The 22,193-nt window shown below is 74.2% G+C and carries 18 protein-coding genes; 6 read left to right on the plus strand and 12 right to left on the minus strand.

Annotated elements, in window-relative coordinates:
* Positions 1-67 precede the first annotated feature (67 nt).
* Both WME95_RS31895 and WME95_RS31900 read right to left on the minus strand, forming a co-directional pair.
* Positions 68-2,365 carry a M20/M25/M40 family metallo-hydrolase gene (locus WME95_RS31895; protein WP_437903125.1) on the minus strand — a complete coding sequence of 766 codons (2,298 nt, stop codon included), beginning with the start codon at positions 2,363-2,365 and terminating at the stop codon, positions 68-70.
* A 15-nt stretch (positions 2,366-2,380) separates the two neighbouring features.
* Entirely contained in the window at positions 2,381-4,648 is a 2,268-nt protein-coding gene (locus WME95_RS31900; protein WP_437903126.1) for a hypothetical protein, read from the minus strand.
* 347 nt (positions 4,649-4,995) lie between these two features.
* Here WME95_RS31900 and WME95_RS31905 point away from each other — a divergent pair, with 347 nt between their 5' ends.
* Positions 4,996-5,277: a hypothetical protein gene (locus tag WME95_RS31905; RefSeq protein WP_437903127.1), complete on the plus strand. Its 282-nt coding sequence runs from the start codon at positions 4,996-4,998 to the stop codon at positions 5,275-5,277.
* Positions 5,278-5,311: 34 nt separating this feature from the next.
* On the opposite strand, the gene WME95_RS31910 is transcribed toward WME95_RS31905, so the two are convergent.
* Both WME95_RS31910 and yedA read right to left on the minus strand, forming a co-directional pair.
* Positions 5,312-6,394, minus strand: a complete 1,083-nt coding sequence (locus WME95_RS31910; protein WP_437903128.1) for an SMP-30/gluconolactonase/LRE family protein — start codon at positions 6,392-6,394, stop codon at positions 5,312-5,314.
* Positions 6,395-6,553: 159 nt separating this feature from the next.
* Positions 6,554-7,744 carry a drug/metabolite exporter YedA gene (yedA, locus tag WME95_RS31915; protein ID WP_437903129.1) on the minus strand — a complete coding sequence of 397 codons (1,191 nt, stop codon included), beginning with the start codon at positions 7,742-7,744 and terminating at the stop codon, positions 6,554-6,556.
* A gap of 154 nt (positions 7,745-7,898) precedes the next feature.
* Between yedA and WME95_RS31920 the strand changes: the two genes are divergently transcribed.
* The 5 genes from WME95_RS31920 (at position 7,899) to WME95_RS31940 (ending at position 14,761) form a co-directional block, all read left to right on the plus strand.
* Positions 7,899-9,353 (plus strand): PLP-dependent aminotransferase family protein, encoded by a 1,455-nt coding sequence (locus WME95_RS31920; RefSeq protein WP_437903130.1) that lies wholly within the window; start codon positions 7,899-7,901, stop codon positions 9,351-9,353.
* 112 nt (positions 9,354-9,465) lie between these two features.
* Positions 9,466-11,262 carry a hypothetical protein gene (locus tag WME95_RS31925; RefSeq protein WP_437903131.1) on the plus strand — a complete coding sequence of 599 codons (1,797 nt, stop codon included), beginning with the start codon at positions 9,466-9,468 and terminating at the stop codon, positions 11,260-11,262.
* A gap of 110 nt (positions 11,263-11,372) precedes the next feature.
* Positions 11,373-11,819: an Rrf2 family transcriptional regulator gene (locus WME95_RS31930; protein ID WP_437293652.1), complete on the plus strand. Its 447-nt coding sequence runs from the start codon at positions 11,373-11,375 to the stop codon at positions 11,817-11,819.
* Between the two features lie 223 nt (positions 11,820-12,042).
* The gene (gene trxA / locus WME95_RS31935; protein WP_437903132.1) at positions 12,043-12,366 is read left to right on the plus strand and encodes a thioredoxin; all 324 of its coding nucleotides are present in this window, start codon (positions 12,043-12,045) and stop codon (positions 12,364-12,366) included.
* Positions 12,367-12,787: 421 nt separating this feature from the next.
* A complete protein-coding gene (locus WME95_RS31940; protein ID WP_437903133.1) occupies positions 12,788-14,761 on the plus strand; it encodes a serine/threonine protein kinase in 1,974 nt (657 codons plus the stop codon).
* 7 nt (positions 14,762-14,768) lie between these two features.
* On the opposite strand, the gene WME95_RS31945 is transcribed toward WME95_RS31940, so the two are convergent.
* The 8 genes from WME95_RS31945 to cysK form a co-directional block, all read right to left on the minus strand.
* The gene (locus WME95_RS31945) at positions 14,769-16,112 is read right to left on the minus strand and encodes a hypothetical protein (protein ID WP_437903134.1); all 1,344 of its coding nucleotides are present in this window, start codon (positions 16,110-16,112) and stop codon (positions 14,769-14,771) included.
* Positions 16,113-16,182: 70 nt separating this feature from the next.
* Positions 16,183-17,928 (minus strand): sulfate adenylyltransferase, encoded by a 1,746-nt coding sequence (sat, locus tag WME95_RS31950; RefSeq protein WP_437542637.1) that lies wholly within the window; start codon positions 17,926-17,928, stop codon positions 16,183-16,185.
* Positions 17,929-18,057: 129 nt separating this feature from the next.
* Complete coding sequence (locus tag WME95_RS31955) at positions 18,058-18,630, minus strand: Mov34/MPN/PAD-1 family protein (protein WP_437542639.1); 573 nt, start codon at positions 18,628-18,630, stop codon at positions 18,058-18,060.
* On the minus strand, positions 18,624-19,574 hold the full coding sequence (locus WME95_RS31960) for a PLP-dependent cysteine synthase family protein (protein WP_437903136.1): 951 nt from the start codon (positions 19,572-19,574) through the stop codon (positions 18,624-18,626). The genes WME95_RS31955 and WME95_RS31960 overlap by 7 nt, the downstream gene beginning before the upstream one ends.
* On the minus strand, positions 19,571-19,921 hold the full coding sequence (locus tag WME95_RS31965; protein ID WP_012238382.1) for a thiamine biosynthesis protein ThiF: 351 nt from the start codon (positions 19,919-19,921) through the stop codon (positions 19,571-19,573). The genes WME95_RS31960 and WME95_RS31965 overlap by 4 nt, the downstream gene beginning before the upstream one ends.
* Position 19,922: 1 nt before the next feature.
* Entirely contained in the window at positions 19,923-20,201 is a 279-nt protein-coding gene (locus WME95_RS31970) for a MoaD/ThiS family protein (protein WP_437303463.1), read from the minus strand.
* On the minus strand, positions 20,194-21,126 hold the full coding sequence (locus WME95_RS31975) for a HesA/MoeB/ThiF family protein (protein WP_437903139.1): 933 nt from the start codon (positions 21,124-21,126) through the stop codon (positions 20,194-20,196). Before WME95_RS31975 ends, WME95_RS31970 begins: the two co-directional genes overlap by 8 nt.
* The gene (gene cysK, locus WME95_RS31980) at positions 21,123-22,184 is read right to left on the minus strand and encodes a cysteine synthase A (RefSeq protein ID WP_437903140.1); all 1,062 of its coding nucleotides are present in this window, start codon (positions 22,182-22,184) and stop codon (positions 21,123-21,125) included. The genes WME95_RS31975 and cysK overlap by 4 nt, the downstream gene beginning before the upstream one ends.
* Between the last annotated feature and the right edge of the window lie 9 nt (positions 22,185-22,193).

A 22,193-nucleotide genomic window follows, 5' to 3' on the forward strand; every position in this document is an offset into this window, starting at 1 on the left:
CGACTGATCCCGCTCACCTACCCTGGGCAGCGACGGCGGCGGGCCCGCTTCCGCGAGCCCGCCGGGGCTAAGGCCGGAACGACCCGCTGACGAACGTGGAATCGGCGAGGCGGTACGGCACGCCCATGATCTCCCTGGGCCGCGGCTCGCGCACGAGCTCGCGCGGGAGCTCGTAGGTCTGGTCCATCAGCCGGATCTCGATCGGCCCGGAGTCCTCGACCTCCAGCGACCACTCGATACCTCCCGGCGGCAAACCCATGTAGGTGAACCCCCAGCGGACATCGCGCTTCGCGTCGGCCGCGCGACCCCGCTCCTCCACGCCCTTTCCGTCCACCTCGGCGCGGATCACCCGGTTCGGGGACGTCACCTCGGCGAACAGCCAGGGGGCTCCCCGGGATGAGGCGATGCGGAGCCGGAGCGCCCGCACGCCGTCGCGCCGGACGTCACCGAGCACCGTGAGCGATGGCGCCGGCAGGGCGAGGGCCGGCGCCTCGCCCTGGCGCGTCACGCGCACGAACGGCACGGCGAACGAGGGTGCCTGCCCGCGCTCGTCCGGGAAGTACGCTGCGGTCCACGGGTCGAGGTCGCGGTCGGCCGAGAGCCAGTGGGCCTTCCCGGCGGTGTCGACCGCGTAGGCGAGGCTCGCCGGTCGGGGCCGCGCCTCGGTGAAGCCCGTGGTGGCGCAGGCGACGAGGAGCGCCGCGAGGCCGGAGACGCCGAACGCGAGCGAGAGCCTCGGCGAGCGGCCGCCGCCGAGCAGCTCGGCGTGCGGCAGGAAGAGCCCGAAGACGAGCGCGACGGCGAGGGCCGGCACCGCCGCCTTCGGCAGGCCCAGCGCGACGAAGAACAGGTACGGGCCGGGCACGGCGAGCGCGACCGCCGGCACCGCGGTCGCGACGAGGACCGCGGCGTCCGCGAGCGTGGGCGGGGCGTCGCCGCGCCGGATCGTCACCGCCGCGAGCCCGAGCAGGGTGAACGCGAGCGGCCAGGCGAAGTAGAAGCTCGCGCCCGGCATGAAGAGGCTCGCCGCAGCGAGCAGCAACAGCCACAGGAGGAGCGCGCCGAGGGCGAGCTCACAGGCGCCGAGGCGCCGCCGGAAGAACCGGTAGCCCGCCGCGGAGGCCGCCAGCGCGGCGAGCGCGAGCGCGAGCCGGTACGCGGGCGCGTTGTACGGCTCGAACGGCATCACCCGGAGGGCCGGGTGCACGCTGCGGAGGATCCACGCGAGCCCGCCCACGGCCGCGGCGACGCCGAGGAGCAGCGCCAGGAAGGCGAGGAGCCCCGCGGCGATCCTGCCCGGCGAAGCGGCCCGCCGCCGCGCCGCGTGGATCACCACGCCCGCGAACAGGCAGGTGACCAGCGCGGCGATCGGGAGCGTCCAGCCGATCGGGTGCGAGACGAGGTGGGCGCCCCACGTGTTGAAGTACACCGCGTCTCCGCGCCCGGGATCCCGGAGGTCGAGCGCGCCGAAGCGCCGCGCGAGCGAGAGCGCGTAGTCGCCGGCGTGCTGCACGCTCCGGAGGTCGAGGTTGGCCACGGTGTCGGACGGGGCGTGGTAGTGCGCGGCGTCGTCGGTGAAGGCGAAGTTCAGCCCGGGGATCCCGGCCCGCTTGAAGACGCTGAGATCGGTGCTGTGGCCCATGCGCCGCGCGACCTCGGGGAAGAGCGACGACGCCACCGGGTAGGCCGCGGCGCTGGCGAGCTCGCTGACGGGGAAGGCGTCGCCGGGCCCGGTGTCGAACATCGCGACCACGCCGCCGGCCCCGCGGGCGTCGAAGTTGAGCGCGATCCCCACCTCGCCGCGCAGCGGGTGCTCGTCCAGGAACGCCTTGCCGCCGAGGACGCCCCCCTCCTCGGCGTCGGTGAACAGGAGCAGCACGTCGTTGCGCAGCGGGGGGCCGCTCTTCAGGGCGCGCAGCGCCTCCAGGAGCGCCGCCACCCCGCTGCCGTCGTCCGCGGCGCCCGGGCTGCCGGGGACCGAGTCGTAGTGCGCGACGAGCGCGACCGCCCGGGTGCTGTCGGCGCCCGGCAGCCGCGCCACGATGTTCTCGACGCGCGCCGCGTCGTACGGAAGGCCCCACTGCCGGCTGAGGACCGAGGCGCGCTGGACCTCGGGCTGCACGCCGAGCTTCGACAGCTCCGCGAGCAGGTAGTCGCGCGCCCGCCGGTGGCCCGCCGAGCCGGTGGGGCGCGGCTCGGCCGCGATCTGCGCGAGGTGCGCCCTGGCCCGCTCGGCCGAGAACACCTCGGGCGGCGCGCTCGCCGGGACGACGTCGGGAGGGCTCAGCTGTGCGATGCGGAGCGCGACCAGCGCGAGGAGCGCGAGGAGCGCGAGGGCCGCGGCGAGGCGAGGAGACCACGCCATGACGGTCGATCGGCCTCAGCGCGCAGGCGCCGGAGGCTCCCCCTGGGCGTCGTCCTCGGGCCTGCGCGCGAGGCGCGCGGCCGCGCCCCGGTAGAGCGCCGTGAGCGGCGCGCGGTGCGCGGCGAGGAGCACCGTCACCCCGGCCAGCCACAGCAGCACGAGCGGCACGAGCGCCGAGGAGGTCGTGTAGACGAGCACGGGGCGGAAGGCGCGCTCGCGCGTGACGAGCTCGCGGCGCGCTTGAACGGCCCGCTCGTAGGCCGGGAGCGACAGCGCGACCGGCGTCACCCCCTCCAGCACCGCGCCTCCAGGGGCGAGCGCGCCGCCGCCCTTGGCCAGATCGTCGTCCTTCGCCCTGCGCACGGCGGCGGGCGCCGGCGCCGCCGACTCGCTGTACGTCGAGTTCCAGCGCTCCGCCCTGTAGCTCCTCGCCGAGACGGCGAAGAGCCCGACCAGGAGCGCCAGGCCGCCCAGGCCGAGCAGCACCACCATCGCGGCGGCGCGGCCGCGGCCTCCGAGGAGCCGCCCTGCCAGCCACGCCGCCACGGCCGTCGCGATGCCGACCAGCAGCGCCACGAACGTCGCGGGCGCCAGGAACCACAGGCCCGCCATGAGCAGCCCGCCCAGCGCGCGCAGCGCGCGCACGCGCCCGCGGCTCGTCGCCCCGCCGGGGCGGACGGCGATCCACGCGGCAACGAAGCCGATCGCCACCGCGAAGGCGTCGCCCGCGTCCGCGAACCACACCGGCCGGTCGCCGCCGAGCAGCGCGAGCGGCACCACGCGATCGGGCAGCCCGACCGTCAGCGCCACCTCGCTCGCCGTGAGCGGGTAGCTCGGCATCGGCAGCTCCAGGGTTCCTCCGAGCGAGTGCACCGCCGCCTGCGCCAGGGACTGCACCTGGATCGTGTGGCTCCCCGTCTGCAGCGGCACGAGGACCTCCTCCGCGGCCTTGCCCTGGTGCATGATCCGCTGCGCCTTCCCGTCGGTGGCGAGGTAGATCGGCCGCCCGCCCGGCGCGTAGGTCAGGTAGTCGATGCCGTTGTTCTCGTAGGTGAGCGCGTCGTCGGCCACGAGGTCTCCGCGCTCGGTAAGGACCAGGGTGCGGCGGTGGTCGCGCACCACCGCGGCGAGGACCTCGACCCCCGAGAGCGGCTCGACGGCGACCTCGACGCGCTGCCCTCGCTGCACGAGCAGGAGCCGCGACGTCGCCTGGGTCCGCGGGATCGGCGACTCGGCGGCGTCGACCTGGCGCGCGTCGCCCTTCACCGTGAGGCGGTGCTCCGCGTCGGACTCGAACAGCCACCACTCGTAGGCGGAGCGCGGATCGGGCGAGAACGCCCCGACCTTCGGGAGCGTGCCCGAGATCTTCATCTCCGCGGCGCGGCCCGAGGTGGGCAGCACGAGCTCGCCGCCCTCGACCCGGAAGCCGCTCGCGCCCGCGACGTCGAGCACCTTCTCCCCGAACGCGAGCGGCAGGCGCACGACGCCGAGGTCGCTGCCCGACCGCATGACGAGCCGGTACTCGAAGCCGATCTCCCGGCCGACCCGCACCGCGCGCGACAGCTGGAACACCGTGGGGCCCGCGCTCGCGCCCGCTTCGCCCCCCGCGCCGCCGTCGGGGGTGAAGTGGAGCGTCGCCCCGCGGAGCCCCGAGAGCCGCGCGCCCTCGGCGACGGAGCCGCCGGTGATGTCGGCCTCGAACGTGTTGAGCGGGCCGGCGACCAGGAGCGTGAGGTCGCCCTCGAGCCACAGGCTGCCCCGGAGCACGAAGCGGCGCGCGGCCGTCCAGAGGTAGTAGTGGTCGTCCTCGAAGCTGATCGGCGCGGCCTCGCGGCGCGACGCGGGCCGTCCATCGTCGAGCGTGGCCTCGATGCGGAGGTGCGCCGGCGGCCCGAAGAGCGGCACGGCCACGGGGCGGTCCGTGAGCACGCCGCCCGAGAGCTCGAACTGGAGCGGCCCCTCGCCCACCGCGCCCGTGATGCGCAGCCGATCGAGCGCGTAACAGCGCTCCTCGCAGCCCCCGGAGCCGCCGCGCTGGTCGACCCAGCGAGAGAGCATCTCGAGCTGTCCAGCCCACGAGTCCGGCGGAGGCCCGTGCGCCTGCGCCTGCACCGCGGCGCCCTTCGCCGCGGGCGTCGCTGGCGCCGCGCCCGCGGCGGGCGCCGCCGTCGGCGCGTCAGGCGCCTGCCCCATCGAGAGCGACGGAACGGCGAGCAGCGACAGCACCACGAGAAGCCACAACAGCGTTGGTGGCGTGGCCTTGTTCCAGCGCGCGAGCGACATAGGGTGACTCCCTTCCTTGACCTGCCGAGCGAACGCGATGGCCGCCGCAGCGTCCTCATCAAACAACCTAGGGAAAAACGACGGCAACAAAATCGACATGAGGCCTTGACAGTTAACGCGTCGCGTCGCAGTCTCGTGGCGTCGCGATTGTGCCTCCGACGAAGCCACAAGGTGGCTCTGTTCGCGGGCACGGCCGTGCGGCGGGGCTCCCCTCGCTCCAGTGCACATCGCGTCTTGCGAGCCCGCGAGAGCGGGCGACGCGCGGGGCACGGGGGTCAACGCTGGATTCATCATTTCTGTACGCCCGCGGTCGTCGCGGGGGGACACACCGAAGTGGGAGGCAGACCATGAGTGAGACCCAGAGCATCACGGAGCCGAAGGCCGAGAACAGCGTGAACGGGAGCGCCGGGCCCGCGCAGGCGGCGGACGCCGGCGGCGGGGCGCCGGTCAAGCCGCCGTTCGTCGAGACGCTGCGCGAGCTGGGCACCTCCTGGGCAGGGGTGGCCATCGGTTACGGGCGGATCGCGCTCGAGGGCGCCGCGCGCGCCCTCGACCGATCCGCGGGGAAGCTCGGCGAGCTTCAAGAGAAGCTCAAGAAGGGCGAAGTGGCAGCGGAAGGCGCCCGCTGAGCGCCCCCTCCAGCGCGCCGCCGAGGAGCGCCCATCACGGCGCTTCTGGCGGCGCCGGGACCGGCGCGCCGGCGATGCCGACGGCAACAGCATAGATCGAGCCGGCTGCGCCTCCGACGTAAAGGGTCCTCGCATCGAACCCCGGGCCCGCGCCGAACTGCGCATTGGCCACCCCGGTCGGGAAGCGCGCCAGCAGCTCGGCCTCCCCCAGAGCGGCGCCGCCCGCGTCGAGCCTCACACGATAGAGCCTCCGGTTCTCGTTATCGACCGTGTAGAGGTGACCACACGTATCGAGGACGAGTCCGTCGAGCACGGACGAGGCGACCGTGACCACGAGCGAGGGAGGTTCGCCAGGGTTGTTCAGGTCGATCTTGCGGATCTCGCCGGCAGAGGAGTTGGTGTAGAAAACCGCCCATCGCGCCGGGTCGAAGACGATTCCGTTCGGCTCGCTCACCTCGGGGGCGCCGCTCGCGATCTCGTCGATCGTGGCATCGGGGTTGAGGCGGATCACCCGGCCGCCCGCGAGGTCGGTCGCCCAGACGTTGCCCAGCGCGTCCGGAGCGAGGCCGTTCGGGTCCGTGAGGCCTGCCACGTAGTCGTCGACCATTCCGGTCGCCGAGATCTGGACGACGGCGCCCTGGGCCGGCAGCGCCGCCACGAGGGTCCCGTCGGGCCGGTACCGGAGCCCAGGCACGGGGCCAGGCAGAGACGCGAAGTTCGAGGTCCGGCCCGTGGCGTCGAAGCGAACGAGGTTCGGCCCCTGCTTGGCGACGAGGTAGCCGCGCCCGTCGAACGCGAAGTCCTCGCTGCCGCTGAACACGGCCGTGACCAGCGCCGGCTCGAAGGGCCCGGGCACGAGCGCCGCGCACTCGCCGCTCGGCCCTGCGCCCGCGCCCGCGCCGACTGCCGCCCCGCCGCCTTCTCCGGCGCCCACCGCCGCGCCGCCGCCCTCCCCGGTGCCCGTGGTCGCGCCGCCGCCGCCGCCTTCGCCGGCGCCCGCGCCCGACGTCGCGCTCGCCCCGCTGCTCGACGCAGCGCCGACGTGGCCGCCGCTGCACGCCGACGGCGCCCCGAGCAGGAGCAGCGCCCAGCCGAGCAGCCGGTACCCTCTCTTCATCTACCTCGCCTCCTCGCTGCGCACACTACACGCCGCCTCCCGCATTGCCTACGGTCGACGGCGCGCGCCCGGGGCGCGGAGGCGGCCGGCGCGACGCGCCGTCGGAGCGGGGTGGGGTGGGGGTGGGGTGACCCGCGAACGCAGCGCAGCGCAGCGCGCCTAGCGCCGCGAGACGATGACGACGCCGGCGCCGACGATGGCCGCCGCGGCCCAGGTCGTCGCGGAGGCCCGCTCGCCGCCGAGCAGGACGCCGAGCGCGATGGCGACGATCGGGTTCACGTACGCGTAGCTCGTCGCGATCGCCGGGCGCGTGCTCCGGAGCAGGTACGTGTACGCGCTGAGGGCCACGATCGATCCGAACACCGCCAGATAGGCGAGCGCGAGGAGCGACCGCGATGAGGGCGCCGCCGCGAGGTGCTCACCCGAGAGCGCGCTCACCGCGAGCATCACCGCGCCGCCCGCGAGCATCTCCGCCGCGACCGCCATCGGCCCTTCCGGGAGCGGCAGCGAGCGGCTGTACAGCGAGCCGAGCGCCCACGACACGGGGGCCAGCAAGATGAGCAGGGCCCCGGCGTGCGCCGCGTGGAGATCGCCGCCGAGGTGGAGCAGCGCCGCGCCCGCGAACCCGACGAGGAGCCCGATCCACTCGCGCCGGGAGACCTCCGGGGCGCCGGCGGGCGCGTGGACCGCGCGCGCGGCGCCCCGGCCTCGCGCGGTGGCGAAGAGCGCCAGCCAGAGCGGCATCGTGGACACCACGACCGCGGCGACGCCCGAGCTCACCCACTGCTGCGAGACGACGACGAACCCGTTGCCGAAGACGAGCAGCAGCACCCCGACCCGCGCCGCCGCGCCCCACTGCCGCAGCGTCGGCCGCGGGGCGCCGCGCAGCCGGAGCACGCCGTAGAGCAGCGCGCCCGCCGTCATGAAGCGCGTCCCGGCCAACAAGAAGGGCGGCATCGTCTCGAGCGCGACCGAGACCGCCAGGTACGTCGAGCCCCAGATCACGTACAGCGCGAGGAGCGAGAGCAGCACCAGCCAGCTCCCCCGCGCCTTCGCCAGCGCCGCGCGCACCGTCTTCCCTGCCTCGCCTCTCGCCACCGCGATCTGCGCCGGCTCGAGCGCCTCCACAACGAGGAGCCCGCGCCCCTCGCCCCCATAGCTGGATCCGGCCTCCAGGACCACGTCCTCCGGCTCGCCCTCGCGGGTGATCCAGACCGCGCCGGCGGTACAGCTCAGGAGCAGCGGGCCGCCCCGCAGGCGGTGCGTCCACAGGCGACCCTTCCCGAGCTCGATCCGCGACGGCTCCCGGAGGCGCGATGGCGGCTCCGAAACAAGTGAGGTCAATTTCATGCCCCGAAGGGTGGGGCCAAGCGAGCGACCGGTACAGAGGCAGTCGGTTGGTAATTGCGGCCGGTACAGTTTCCGGAACAGGCGACTGTGCTGGTCCTCACGCCCGGCAGCTGTACCGGTACCGCAGGGCCCGCCCGGCTGTACACTTCGTCTCGTGCAGGTGCAGGCGCCCATCGAAGCGGAGGACGAGGCCCACCTCTACGACCGCGTCGCCGCGCACATCGCGGATCTGATCGCGCGCGGCGCGCTGCGGCCGGGCGACCGGATCCCGTCGGTGCGGCGGCTCAGCCGGCAGCAGGGGGTCAGCGTCGCGACGGTGCTGCAGGCGTACATGCAGCTCGAGAACCGCGGGCTCGTCGAGGCGCGCCCGCAGTCGGGGCACTACGTCCGCGCCCGCCGGGGCGCGGCGCTGCCCGAGCCCCGGGCCGCGCGCCCCTGCACGACCGCCACGCGGGTCAGCGTGAAGAGCCTCGTCTCCAAGGTCTACCGGGCGTGCCGGGACCCGCACATCGTCCCGTTCGGCGCGGCGTGCCCGAGCCCGGAGCTCCTGCCGACCGACAAGCTGAACCGGATCCTCAGCGCGATCGCGCGGAGCGCGGGCGGCGCCGGCGTCTCGTACGATCCGCCGCCCGGCCTGCCGGCGTTGCGGCGGCAGATCGCCCGGCGCTCGGTCGAGTCGGGCGTCGCGCTCTCCCCCGACGACATCGTGACGACGGTCGGCGCCATGGAGGCGCTCCACCTCTGCCTGCGCGCGGTCGCCCGCCGGGGCGACACGGTCGCGCTGGAGTCGCCGGCGTACTACGGGCTCCTCCAGCTCATCGAGAGCCTCGGCATCAAGGCGATCGAGGTCCCGTCGCACCCCCGCACCGGCATGGACCTCGACGTCCTCGAGGAGATGCTGGGCCGCCACCGCATCAAGGCGTGCCTCGCGATCCCGAACTTCAACAACCCCCTCGGCAGCGCCATGCCCGACGAGGCGAAGGAGCGGCTCGTCGCGATGCTCGCGCGCCGCGAGGTGCCGCTCATCGAGGACGACATCTACGGCGACCTGCACTTCGGCGACGTCCGCCCCCGCCCCGCCAAGGCGTTCGACAAGAAGGGCCTCGTGATGCTCTGCTCGTCGTTCACGAAGACGGTGGCGCCGGGCTACCGGGTCGGCTGGACGGCGCCCGGCCGCTTCCTCGACGAGGTCGAGCAGCTCAAGTTCGCGCAGAGCGTGGCGACCGCGACGCTGCCGCAGATGGCGATCGCCGAGTTCCTCGAGCTCGGCGGGTACGACCACCACCTGCGGACGCTCCGGCGCCGGCTCGCCGCCCAGGTCGCGCGCATGAGCGAGGCGATCGCCGAGCACTTCCCGCCCGGCACCCGCGTCTCGCGCCCCGCCGGCGGCTTCGTGCTCTGGGTCGAGCTGCCGCCCGGCACGAGCGCGCTCGACGTGCACGAGCGCGCGCTCGAGCACGGCATCAGCGTCGCGCCGGGGCCCATCTTCTCGGCCAAGCACCGCTTCTCGAACTACATCCGGGTGAACTGCGGCTACCCGTTCACGGAGCTCAGCGAGCACGCGGTCCGGACGCTCGGACGGATCTGCGCCGAGACCGCCGAGGGATGACGCGGTGGACGGCCGCGGCCCCGGCGGCGGCCGGCGCGCCCTGGATGCCGTACCCGCGCTGAAGTAGAACCTTCCCTCTCGATCGAGCGCCCGCCCCGACGAGCCCACGCCCTTGCGCCCCCGACATCCCGCGTCCCTTCCTTCGCCCGCGCCCCCGCCGACGCCCGCGCTGCGGCCTGCGCTCCCGATCCTGCCTGCGCACCGCCCGTCCGAGCCCGCCCGCGCCGCGGCTCCGTCGCCCGCCCGCGCGGCCTGGGCGCTCGCGGCCTCGCTCGCCGTCCTGCCCGCCTGCGGCGCCGGGGCGATCGCCTCGCCGGGCGCGCGAGCGCCGGAGACGCTGCGCACGCTGCCGGATCGCATCGACGGCAGCACCCTCCTCGGCGGAGACGCGCAGCGCGCAGCGCTGGCGGGCGCGAGCGCGCTCCGGGTGATCGGCGCGGACATGGCGTCCGACGGCGATCGGCTCGGCGCCTTCGTCGAGGTGCCCGCGGGCGAGTGCATGCTCGCGATGGCGCGGGTCTCGCCGACGATCAGCGACGTCGACCTGTTCGCCTTCGAGGACGACGGCAGCGCCTTCTCGACGGACGAGGCCGCCGACGCGCGCGCTTCCATCCTCGTCTGCCCGCCGCACCCGCGGAGGCTCTATGTCATGGCGCGCGTCATGTCGGGCGCCGGGGCGGTGAGCGTCGGCGTGCAGAGCGTCCCGGTCAAGGCGGCGGACGCGGTCGCCCGCGCCGTCGGCGCGCGCGGCAGGTCCGGCGACGAGAGCGGGCGCCTCGAGTCGTGGCCCGGCCTGGAGGCGAAGATCAGGGCGCGCCGCGCCGCGGTCGGCGCGCGCTGGGACGACGTCCGGCGCGTCGCGCTGCCCGTCGGCTCGAGGACCGCGAGCCGGATCGGCGCCACCCTCGACGGCGGCCGCTGCCTCGACGTGCTCGTCTCCCCGAGCGACGAGGTCGCCTCGCTCGAGGTGGTCGCGGAGGACGAGACCGGCAGGGTCGTCGCGCGCGCGCGCGAGCGGGGCCAGGATCGCTCGCTGCTCCTCTGCTCGGCGGTCTCCGTCGAGCTCTCGATCGCGATCCGCTCGCGCGGCACGCAGGGCCTCGTGGCCGTGGTCGTGAGCCGCTCGCAGCCGGGCGCCGAGGCGGAGATCTCCGGCGCCACGCCGATCGAGCGCGTGACCGAGGGCCGCGACCTCGCCGAGGCGCGGGCGGACCACGCCCGCGCGCTCGCCGGCCGGGGCTACGGCGCGCCGCGCGTGTCGACCGGGGCCGCGCGGCTCGGCAGCCGGACGACGCTGCCGATCGAGCTGCCGGCCGGCTGCGCGCGGATCGACGTGCTGGCCGGCAAGCCGCTCGCCGACGTGCTCGCCGAGCTCTGGAGCGAGGGCCACGCCCTCCTCGGCCGCGCCCGGGGCGGCGCGCGCGCGACGCTCTTCACCTGCGGGCGCGGCGGCCCCGCGCGCGTCGACGTCGAGTCGATGGCGCAGCCTGGCCCGTTCGCCGTGGAGGTCCGCAAGGAGCCCGAGGCCCCGCCGGCGCTCGTCGCCCATCCGATCGCCGCCGCGAGGCTGCTCGGGCGCATGAGCGCCGCCGGCCCCGCCGACGCCGCGGGGGCGGCCGGCGCGCAGGCCGTGGGGCTCGACGCCGCGCGCCTCAAGATCCTCCCGCTCCCGATCCCGGCCAACACGTGCGCCGAGGTGATCGCGGCGCTCGACGCCGACGGCGCGGGCGTCGATCTGCGGCTCGTCGACACCTCGACGGGCGAGAGCTCGCTCGCCAGGGCGCGGCACGTCGTGTCCGACAGCCGCTGCGCCGGCCCGGCGGCCGTCCCCGCGTCGATCGAGCTGCGCCTCGCGGACGGTAAGGGAGACGCCCTCGTGCTGATCCGCACCTCGCCCAGGTCGCGCTGAGCGAACAGGCGCCGAGGCGCGAGCGCGCGAGCGCACGGACGATCGACCGCCCGCCGCGCCTTGACAGCGGAACCCCCCGAGCCCTCAGATAACGGCCGAGGGGCCTTTCGATGTCCTCGGGTCGCTTCGCCATCGCCACGCACGCCCTCGCGCTGCTCGCCCAGTCCGACGAGAGCTGCGCGAGCGACGCGCTTTCGGCGAGCATCAACACGAACCCGGCCTTCCTGCGGCGCATCCTCGCGCGGCTGTCGCAGGCCGGGCTCATCGAGGCGCGGGAGGGCCGCTCGGGCGGCTATCGCCTGGCGAGGCCGGCCAAGAAGATCCGGCTGAGCGAGGTGTACGCCGCCGTCGAGCCGGAAGGCGCCATCGCGCCGAGCCCGTGCGAGCCGAACGCGAGGTGCCCGATCGGGTCGGGGATCCAGCGGGCGTTCGATGAGGTCGCCGAGGCGGCCAACGCAGGGCTGCTGCGCGGCCTCGCGCAGAAGACCGTCGCGGACATCGCGCTCCGGGCGCAGCACCTCGGCCGCCCGGCGCCTGCGCCGGTCAAGGCCGGCTGATCGCGGAGGCGCCTGGCCGCGCGGCGACGCCGCGCCGGCCTCCTCCCAGGGACACACGCGAGGCCGCCCTCCCTGCGGGCGGCCGAGCCGCTCCCCTGGCAGAAACTGAAACCGTGCATATAACAGTTGGAGCGAGCGAGGCTGTCGAGGATCGGGCCGGCATCGGCCCGGCGCGTCGCAGCCAGGGCCCGCTCAATCCCGAGAAAACCGAAAGGACAGCGCCATGGGCAGCAGCCATGTCATCGAAGTCAACGACCTGAATTTCGCGCAGGAGGTCCTGCAGACGGACACGCCGGTGCTCGTGGACTTCTCGGCATCCTGGTGCGCCCCCTGCAAGCGGCTCGCGCCGCTCGTCGATGAGATCGCGGCCGAGACGGCCGGCCAGGTCAAGGTGGTCAAGCTCGACGTCGACGCGTCGCCCGAGGCCGCGCAGCGCTTCGGCATCCGCGGCCTGCCGACGGTCGTCGCCTTCCAGAAGGGCGAGCCCATCGGGCGTCACGTCGGCCTCACGAACAAGAAGACGCTGCTCGCGCTCCTCGGACGCTGACCGAGCTGAACGCAGCGAGCGCGCCGAGCACCTCGAGCGCATCGAGCCTCCGCCGGCGATCGCCCGCGCCGTGACGTGCCTCACATCGCGCACCCTGCGCGACGGAGACGCCACCACAGCGCTCGCCAGGACCGCTGAAAACCCGACACCGACCTGCATTTCGTGAGCGGCTCCCGCCTTCACCCCGACCGCACGGGATGTGCGCGGCGCGCGCCTGTCGCATTGCGCGTCGGCCGTCTTCTACGGACGCAGCATCCCGTTGACATGACCACCCGATACGAGATTTTCTCGTCCGAGGAAGCCCAGCACTCCGCAACGCCGCTCGCTGCCGTCCGTCGAGGCGGTCGAGGGTCGCCACGCGGAGCCCTGCCGGTGTGGGTATTTCTGGCACGGCGCGACCGAGCCTGGCTTCCCGGACGCCATGGCCCTGTTCGACGACGACTTCGAGACGCTCGAGCAGCTCCCCGAGATGCGAAAATCTCGCGGGAAGGGCGGAGATTCGCACGGTCAGAGCCCCACCCCCGTGAGCCTCGGCCGCGCCCGCGCGGAGCTCGCGGATCTGTCGAGCGACGGCCCCCGCTACGAGATGCGGTCGCTGCTCGGCGTCGGGGGGATGGGCGAGGTCCACTTCTGCAGGGACCGCCGCATCGGCCGCGACGTGGCCATGAAGGTCATCCGCGCCGAGCACCAGGGCGACACGACGCTGCGCCACCGGTTCCTCCGCGAGGCCCGGGTGCAGGGCCAGCTCGAGCACCCGTCGATCGTGCCGGTCTACGACCTCGGCGTGGACAGCAAGGGCTCGGCGTACTTCACGATGAAGCGCCTCCGGGGCCTCACGCTGGCGAGGATCCTGAACGAGCTCCGCGAGGGCGACCCGGCGGCGCTCCAGAGCTTCTCGCGCCGCAGGCTGCTCACCGCCTTCTCGTCGGTCTGCATCGCCGTCGACTTCGCGCACTCGCGCGGCGTGCTCCACCGCGACCTCAAGCCCGCCAACATCATGCTCGGCGACTTCGGCGAGGTGTACCTGCTCGACTGGGGCGTCGCGAAGCTCATCGACACGCCGCTCCAGACGATCGACATGGGCGAAGATCCCATGAGCACGCGCACCATCCCGGGCGACGTGCTCGGGACCCTCGGGTACATGTCGCCGGAGCAGGCGCAGGGGTGCGTCGACACGCTCGACGTGCGCAGCGACATCTACTCGCTCGGCGCGATCCTCTTCGAGCTCCTCACGCTCAAGCCGCTGCACCCGAAGAAGGACCGCACCGAGATGCTCGACTCGCTCATCCACGGCGCCGACGCGCGGGCGTCGGTGCGCGCGCCCGAGCGCGAGGTGCCGCCTGAGCTCGACGCGATCTGCGTGACGGCGACGCGGCGCGAGCCCTCCGAGCGCTACCCGTCCGCCCGCGCGCTCTACGAGGCGGTCGAGCGGTTCCTCGACGGCGACAAGGACGTGGAGCTCCGCCGCGACCTCGCGGCGCGGCACGCGGGGCTGGCCGAGGAGCGCGTGACGGAGGCGCTCGCCGGCGGCAAGGAAGCCGAGGGCGCGCGGAAGGCGCTGCTCAGCGAGGTCGGCCAGGCGCTCGCCTTCGATCCGTCGAACGAGCGCGCCCTGGAGACGCTCCGGCGCGTCCTGACCGAGCCGCCGCGCGAGATGCCGGCGGAGGTGCTCGCCGACCTGGACGCCGCCGCGGCGGCGCGGCACCGGCTGCAGCTGCGCGCGGGCATGCGCGCCGAGCTGCTCGCGACGGCGATCGCGACGCTGGTCGCCGCGGTGTGGCTGGGCATCCGCGAGTGGCAGGTCTTCGCCTTCATCCTGGGCTTCACCGCCCTGGCGGCGCTGATGAAGTTCCTCGCCGCGCGCGTCGTCCACCGCCCGTCCGCGGAGTGGTACGCCTACGCCGGCTTCGTCTTCAACGTGCTCAGCTTCCTGTGCATCGGGCGCGGCTTCGGTCCGCTGCTCTTCATGCCGATGCTGCTCGTCATCCTGACGTACGGCAACTCGTTCACGTACCGGACGGCCTACCGCGTCGCCGTCGTCGTGACCAGCTGCATCGCGGTGCTGGCCGCCGCGTGGATCGAGTACTCGGGCGTCCTGCCCCGCTCGTACGAGTTCGCGGGCGGCGCGATGGTCATCCTGCCCCAGGCCGTCGAGCACTCGAAGATCGCGACGATGACGGCGCTGACGCTGACGACCCTGTTCATGCTGGTCGTGCCGGCGTTCATGATGGGCCAGCACCAGCACGCGCTGCGCGCCGCGGAGCGACGCGCGTTCCTGCAGGCCTGGCAGCTCCGCCAGCTGCTGCCGGAGCGGGCCCAGCCCGGCGCCGCGGCCAGCCCAGGCCCGGAGCTGGCCCCGCGCCGCCGCCCGAGGCGCCCCCACGCCGCGGGGTGAGCGGGGGTCAGTCCATCGGCCAGACCGCGACGACCCAGACCGGCGAGCCGCCGCGCGCGGACACGCGGAGCGCGGCGCTCTCCTCGATCTCGGAGCAGAACGCCACGCCGGCGCTCTCGCCGTTCTCGCCGGCGTCGTCGCGCCCGGCGCGGTCGCCGAGCTCGACGGAGATCCGGAGCGCGCGCAGCTCGCCCCGGGCCAGCGCCGCCGCCGCGAAGTAGCAGCGGCCCGGCTCGACCTGGACCGGGACGAGCGTGTCGCCCTGCGCGCCGATCGCCTCGGCGATCGCCTGCGCGCGCGGCGCGGGCGCGTGGCGGCGGCGCAGCGCGGCGGCCAGGTTGCCCCGGGCGCGCGCGCCGAAGTGCCCCGGCACGAACGCGGATATCGGCCACTGCGCGTCGGACAGCACGACCTTCACCGGCCCCGCGGCCCCGAGGAAAGGCACCTCGACGACCCCCTGCTCGCCCAGACAGAAATCGAGCCGCGCGTCGGGCGCGTCGGACCTGTCGCGATCGAGCAGCCTGCCCGTGGTCCCCTCGCGCGCCTCGGCGTCGAGGTCGGTCGCGCGGCGCAACGTGGCGCTCGGCACCTCGGCCATCAGGTCGAGGCGGTGGCAGCCCTCGGGGAGCTTGACCGAGAACTGCCCCGTCCCGATCGACGAGGCGCGCATGTCGGTCGGAGCGACGCGCGGCGCCCCCTCCGCGAGCGCGCGCCGGGCGGCCCGCGCGACCCGGGCGTCGAGCGGCCCCGGCTCGGAGGGCCGCCCGGGGTCGCCGCGGGGCGCGACGGGCCCGGAAGCGCGCTCCGGCAGGATGGCCTCGACGCGCTCCAGCGGCCCGCTCGACGCGGCGACGACGACATCGAACGCGCTGCGCGTCGACAGCACCTCGATGGCCACGCGGCGCAGCCCCTCGCGCTCGGCCCCGCACCGCGTGATGGCCGCGACCCCGGCGACGCTCTGGACGCGGCGGTCGTCCTCGGGCTCCGCGCCGCGCAGCTGCTGGAGGAAGCCCTCGAGGGCGGGGACGCCGCCCGATGGCCCCTCGGGAGAGAGCGTGAACTCCGCCGTGCGCGGCGCGAGGAACGCGGCGGTGAGGCACTCGTCCGCCGCCGCGCCGGCAGCGCCAGCCACGCGGGCCGGGCCGGCGGGCGGATCGACCGCCACGACCCGGGCGCGGCCGTGCTCGAGGAAGATGGGGGGGAGGCGCGCGACGCGCGCGCCGGAGAGCGACCACATCCGCGCGACGCGCGCGGCGTCGTCGCTGAGATCCGCGCGCGCCGGCGTCCCCGCGGAGACGCCGGCGAGCGCGGCGAGGAGCGAGAGGGCCGCGGCGCGCGCGGCGCGCGCCACGCGCGACCCGTCGGATGCCGCGCGGCCCCGCTCGGCGGCGCCGCCCGCCGCGGCCCTCAGGCGCCCGGGGCTACGACGAGCTGCGCATCGACTCGATGAGGATGCGCGCGACCTCCGGACGGGAGAACTCCGGCGGCGGCAGCTCGCCGCGCTGGAGCAGCTCGCGCACCTTCGTCCCGGACAGGTTGACCTGCGTCGACGCATCACCAGGCGCCGTCTTCGCCGTGGCCATCGCGCCGACCACCGTCGAGTAGAACGCGTTCTCGAAGTTGAGCGTGGTGATGCCGAGCTCTCCGGGGCTGAAGGCATTGAAGATCTCCTGCGCGTCGTACGTGCCGTAGTAGCTGCCGACGCCGGCGTGATCGCGCCCCACGATGAAGTGGGAGCAGCCGTAGTTCTTGCGCGCCAGCGCGTGGAAGATCGCCTCGCGCGGCCCCGCGTAGCGCATCGCCGCCGGGTAGATCGAGAGGAGCACGCGGTCCTTCACATAGTACTTCGCGATGAGCTCCTCGTAGCAACGCATCCGCACGTCCGCCGGGATGTCGTCCGACTTGGTCGCGCCGACGAGCGGGTGGATCATCAGGCCGTCGCAGATCTCCAGCGCCGTCTTGGTGATGAACTCGTGCGCCCTGTGGATCGGGTTCCGCGTCTGGAACCCGACGATGCGGCGCCAGCCCTTCTCGGCGAAGTACGCCCGCGTCGTCGCCGGGCTCCGGTCGTACGCCGGGAACGCCGAGTCGACGGGCCGCTCCAGCACGCGGATCTCGCCGCCGACGTACACGGGGCCCGTGCTCATCAGGTACGCGACGCCCGGGTGCTTCGTCTCGGTCGTCCGGAACACCTCCTGCGCCTCGATCTCCTTGTTCGGCCGCCACTTGTCGCTCAGCTCGATGACCGCGACGATGCGGCCGTCGCGCGCGCGGAGCGCCGCCTCGGAGCCCACGCGGAGCGCCTCGGCCGCCTGCTCGGAGACGGCGAGCGTGATCGGCATCGACCACGGCAGGCCGCTCTCGAGCCGCATCTCGCGCACGACGCGCAGGTAGTCCTTCGAGTTCATGAAGCCGCGCAGCGGGGAGAACGCCCCGATCGCGATCATCTCGACGTCGCTCTCGGTCCGCTCGTCGAGCTCGATGACCGGCAGCCCCTTCGCCCGCTCCGCGAGCGACGCCTTCGCCGCGCCCTCGACCCACCGGTTCACGAGCTCGCCGCCGTGCGGCGCGATCAGCCCGCGCGCGCCGCCCGCGGCCGCCCCCGCGGCGGCCGCGCCGGACACGGCGACCGCGGCGCCGCGGCGCGGGACGTAGCCGAGGTCCTCGAGCTTGGCGAGGATCTTGGCGAGGCTCTCCTCCTTCGTCTCCTTGCCGGTGTCGACGAGCACCTCGGGGCTCTCGGGCGCCTCGTACGGATCGTCGATGCCCGTGAAGTTCTTGATCTCGCCCGCGAGCGCCTTCTTGTAGAGCCCCTTCGCGTCGCGCTCGGCGAGCACGGGGATCTCGCAGGAGCAGAACACCTCGACGAAGTGGGGGATCTGGGCCCGCTGCTCGTCACGGATTGCCTTGTAAGGGCTGATGGCGGCCGTCATCGCGCACGCGCCCGACCGGGCGATGAGCTTCGCCACGTATCCGATTCGCCGGATGTTCGTATCGCGGTCCTCCTTCGAGAACCCGAGGCCCTTCGAGAGGTTGGTGCGCACCTCGTCGCCGTCGAGCACCTCCACGTGGACGGAGCGGGCGCGGAGCTCGGCCGAGAGCATCGCCGCGAGCGTGCTCTTGCCGGCGCCGCTCAAACCGGTGAACCAGACAACAAAACCTGACATTTAGGCAACTCCTTCGATAATGAAGTGACGACTACGGACTCGGCCTCTCCGGGCCTCGGATGCAGATCCCTCAGCGAGCGGATGAGGGCTGCGCGAGAGTGCGCGGACGCGCGCCCCGGCGCAATGAGCTCAATCGACGACGGAGAACGTCGACGCGACGAACGCGGTGCCGTCCCACACGAAGAGGCGGTGCTCGGCGATGCGGGGCGCCTCCTCCGGGCGCCCTTCGCCGGAGCCGCCGCGCACGCTGGTGACGAGGAACGCGAGCGGGAACGCCGGCCCGGGCCCCATCACGATCTGGCCCCCTTCGTCGGCCGGCGGCTCGCCGCCGCTCATCATGGCGGCGTCCGTCGGGCTGAAGTAGGCGCCGGCGTCGAGGTGCGAGTGATAGAGCACCTTCACCGGGCGCCCCGCCGAGGCGCCCTTCTCGACGGCGTCGGAGAAGCGCTTGCCGTTGAAATCGAAGAACGTGCGCGCCGTCCGGAAGTACCGCTCCGGATCGATGGCGTGAAGCTTGTTCGCGATGTTGTCCATCCGGACGTGCTCGTCGCAGAGCAGCGGCTCGTCCGCGGGCCCCTTCAGGTACCCGCAGGCCTCCTCGTCGCGCGCGTAGCCGGCGAGCGCCTCGTCCTCGACCGCCTTGAGCACGCTCGCCTTGAGGACGACCCCACCGGCGGTCCACGGCTGTGGAGACATCACCATACGTAACGCTTCTCCCATTTCATGGGCGCAAAATAGCGGTCGCCCCGGTCCGGGACAATCGCCACGACGCACCCTCCCTGCTGTTCGCGGTGCAGGCGCTTCGCGATCTCGAAGGCCGCGAAGACGGCCGCGCCGCCCGAGTGCCCGACGTGCAGCGCCTCCTCGCGCGCGAGGCGATCGGACATGTCCCAGCCGTCCTCCGTCGCGATGCGCATCGTCTCGTGGTACGCGCCCTCGTCGTGGATGGCGGGCACGAGCGAGCTCGGCAGGTGCTTGAGCCCCTCCAGCCCGTGGAGCGCCTCCGTGGGCTCCACGGCGACGCAGCGGATCGGGCGGTGGTGCTCGCGCAGCCGCCGGCTCGTCCCGACGATGGTGCCGCTCGTGCCGATGCCGGCCACGAAGTGCGTGATCCTGTCGCCGACCGCCTCCAGGATCTCGCGCGCCGTGCCGTGGTAGTGGGCGAGCGGGTTGTCCTCGTTCGAGTACTGATCCGGGTAGAAGTACCGCTCCGGATCCTCCTCGACCAGCGAGCGCACGAGGCGGATCGCGCCGTCGGAGCCCTCCATCGGGTCGCTGAAGATGAGCTCCGTGCCGAACGCGCGCGCGATGTCCTTGCGCGCCTTCGACACGTTCGACGGCATGACGAGCGCCACCTTGAAGCCCATCGCCGCGCCGAAGAGCGAGTAGGCGACCCCGGTGTTGCCGCTCGTCGAGTCGATGAGCGTCTTCTGGCTGGTGAGGCGCCCGTCCGCGGCGGCGCGGGTCATCATCCGCAGCGCGGCGCGATCCTTCACCGAGCCGCCGGGGTTCGCGAACTCGAGCTTGGCGTAGACCTCGACCGACGGCGTGTCGCGGCCGACGCGCGAGAGGCGCAAGAGCGGCGTGTCGCCCACGGCGTCGACGACCGACCCCAGGCGGCGGGAGCGGGCGAGCGAGTGCCTCATGACGGGTCGACCTCCCCCGCGCTCCCCTGCCCCGCGCTCCCCGCGGCGCTGCCCAGCGCCAGCGCGGCGCGCATCTCGGCGAGCGCCGCGCGCGCGCCGGCGAGCACGGCGCGCGCGGCGGGCGAGGCGACGAGGTCCGCGGGCGCGAGCGCGGCGAGGTCGATCGCGCCGTCCGCGAGCGCGCCGAAGCCGGCGCCGCGCGCGTAGCGCTCCGCCACCTCGTGCGCGAGCGGCGGCGCGTCGCTGCCGCCGCCGAGCACGCGCGCCGTCGCCGCCCCGAGCCTCGCCTGTCCCTCTGGACCGATCTCCGCGAGCAACACCTGGCGGAGATAGCGCGGGTCGTCCACCTCAGCCCCCGGCGATCGCGGGCACGATCGCCACCTGGTCACCGCCCTTCACGGGCGTCTTCAGCCCGTCGAGGAAGCGGATGTCCTCGTCGCCCACGAAGATGTTCACGAAGCGCCGCACGCCCTTGTCGTCGAGGAGTCGGTCGCGGATGCCGGGGTAGCTCTTCTCGAGGTTCTCGATCAGCTCGCCGACGGTGCCGCCGGCGGCTTTGACCTCGTCCTGCCCGCCGGTGAGCGTGCGGAGCGGGGTCGGGATGCGGACGGTCGCGGTGTCAGCCATGGTCTTGCTCTCCAGTCTTGAGGTGGGTCGAGGATCCGCTCTCGCGGTCGTTTTCAGGTTCAACGTGGGTCGAGGATCCGCCTTCGCGGTCCCCTTCAACGTGGGTCGGGGATCCGCCTTCGCGGTCCTTTTCAGCAGGGGTCGGGGATCCGCCTTCGCGGTCCCCTTCAACAGGGATCGAGGATCCGCTCTCGGCCGCGCATGCGACGACGTAGCGGGACGCGTCGATCGTCGCGATCGCGGCGCGCGATCCGCACAGGTCGCAGGCGGGCCGCGCGGAGACAGGGACGCTGCGCAGCGTGTCCGTGAGGCCGTCGTACGTCGCGATCCGGCCGAAGATCGTCGCGTCGCCCGCGAGGATCGCCAGCGCGCGATCCGCCGCGATCGCGCCGGCCACGCCGCACACCGGGCCAGCCACCCCGGCCGTGGCGCAATCCGGCGCGTCCCCGGTCGGCAGGTCCTCGAACAGGCAGCGGTAGCAGGGCGCCCCCTCCCCCGCGACCGCCATCACCGTCGCGCGCCAGCGGATCGCGGCGGCATGGACCACCGGCGTCCTCGTGAGGCGGCACACGTCGGCGATCAGGAACCGCGACGCGAAGTTGTCGGTCGCGTCGACCACCAGGGAGACGCCCGGCATCAGCCCCGCCGCCGCGCTCGGCGTGAAGCGGCCGTAACGGCGATCGACGCGGAGCCCGGGGAAGCGGCGGCGCAGCGCCTCCGCGAACGCATCGAGCTTCGGCCGCCCGACATCGTCGTCGTCGAACAGGATCTGACGATGCAGGTTCGTCAGCTCGACCTGGTCGTCGTCCGCGACCCGGAGCTCCCGCACCCCGGCGGCGGCGAGCGCGAGCGCGGCGGGCGCGGCGATCCCCCCCGCCCCGACCACGAGGACGCACCCCCGGATCGCCTCGCCGCTGCCGCTCATCGGAAATACTCGTCCAGGCTGAAGTAGCGCTCGCCGGTGTCGCAGAGGACGGTCACCACGTTGGCGTCGGGGCCGAGCTCGCGGGCGACGTCGAGCGCGACGCGCACCGCCGCGCCGGCGCTGATGCCGACGAGCAGCCCCTCCTGCCGGGCCAGCGCCACCTTCGTCTCGTACGCGGCGCGATCGCTGACCGTCCGCACCTCGTCCACCACGCCCGGATCGTAATTCGCGGGGACGAACCCGGCCGCGAGCCCCTGGATCTTGGTGGGCCCGCGCTCGCCGCGCGAGATCGTCGCGCAGGACTCGGGCTCGACCGCGATGACGCGCGTCGCCGCGCGCATCCGCTTGAGCACCCGCCCGACGCCGCTCACCGACCCGCCCGTCCCCACGCCGGCGACGAACGCGTCGATCGTCAGCGACTGCCGGGGACCGGGCCGCCCCGGCGCGTCGAGGCCGGCCATCGCGTGCAGGATCTCCCGCGCGGTCGTCTCCGCGTGGACGCGCGGGTTGTCGGGGTTGTCGAACTGGCTGAGGATGAGCGCCCCCGGGATGTCCGCCGCGAGCTCGCGCGCCCGGGCGATGGCCCCCTCCATCTGCGCCTCGGGCTCGGTCAGGACGACCTCCGCGCCATAGGCCTCGAGCAGCTGGCGCCGCTCCAGGCTCATGCTCGCCGGCATCGTCAGGATGCAGCGGTACCCCTTCGCCGCGCACACGATCGCGAGCCCGATCCCCGTGTTCCCCGACGTGGGCTCGATGACCACGCCGCCCGCGCCGAGCAGCCCGCGCGCCTCGGCGCCCTCGATCATCGCCAGGCAGATCCGGTCCTTCAGCGAGCCGCCCGGGTTCTGCTGCTCGGCCTTCCCGAAGACGCGCCCCCGGGGCGTCGCCGCGTCGACGCGGCGGATCTCGAAGAGCGGCGTGTCGCCCACGAGGTCGAGGAGGCTGTCGACGACGCGCGGGTGCGACGGGAGCGGCGGGAGCTGCGCTGCGCCGCCCGCGGGTTCCGCGGGTGTGCGGGGGGCGCCGGTGGAGTGTGCGGATCGTTCGGGGCTGCTCATGGTGTCGGC

Source organism: Sorangium sp. So ce327 (assembly GCF_051530205.1).
Lineage (GTDB): Bacteria > Myxococcota_A > Polyangia > Polyangiales > Polyangiaceae > Sorangium > Sorangium cellulosum_B.

Coding starts and splice junctions, on each gene's coding strand:
- WME95_RS31895 (WP_437903125.1), bottom strand. CDS start 2,365: ATGGCGTGGTCTCCTCGCCTCGCCGCGGCCCTCGCGCTCCTCGCGCTC.
- WME95_RS31900 (WP_437903126.1), bottom strand. CDS start 4,648: ATGTCGCTCGCGCGCTGGAACAAGGCCACGCCACCAACGCTGTTGTGG.
- WME95_RS31905 (WP_437903127.1), top strand. CDS start 4,996: ATGAGTGAGACCCAGAGCATCACGGAGCCGAAGGCCGAGAACAGCGTG.
- WME95_RS31910 (WP_437903128.1), bottom strand. CDS start 6,394: ATGAAGAGAGGGTACCGGCTGCTCGGCTGGGCGCTGCTCCTGCTCGGG.
- yedA (WP_437903129.1), bottom strand. CDS start 7,744: ATGAAATTGACCTCACTTGTTTCGGAGCCGCCATCGCGCCTCCGGGAG.
- WME95_RS31930 (WP_437293652.1), top strand. CDS start 11,373: ATGTCCTCGGGTCGCTTCGCCATCGCCACGCACGCCCTCGCGCTGCTC.
- trxA (WP_437903132.1), top strand. CDS start 12,043: ATGGGCAGCAGCCATGTCATCGAAGTCAACGACCTGAATTTCGCGCAG.
- WME95_RS31940 (WP_437903133.1), top strand. CDS start 12,788: ATGGCCCTGTTCGACGACGACTTCGAGACGCTCGAGCAGCTCCCCGAG.
- sat (WP_437542637.1), bottom strand. CDS start 17,928: ATGTCAGGTTTTGTTGTCTGGTTCACCGGTTTGAGCGGCGCCGGCAAG.
- WME95_RS31955 (WP_437542639.1), bottom strand. CDS start 18,630: ATGGTGATGTCTCCACAGCCGTGGACCGCCGGTGGGGTCGTCCTCAAG.
- WME95_RS31960 (WP_437903136.1), bottom strand. CDS start 19,574: ATGAGGCACTCGCTCGCCCGCTCCCGCCGCCTGGGGTCGGTCGTCGAC.
- WME95_RS31970 (WP_437303463.1), bottom strand. CDS start 20,201: ATGGCTGACACCGCGACCGTCCGCATCCCGACCCCGCTCCGCACGCTC.
- WME95_RS31975 (WP_437903139.1), bottom strand. CDS start 21,126: ATGAGCGGCAGCGGCGAGGCGATCCGGGGGTGCGTCCTCGTGGTCGGG.
- cysK (WP_437903140.1), bottom strand. CDS start 22,184: ATGAGCAGCCCCGAACGATCCGCACACTCCACCGGCGCCCCCCGCACA.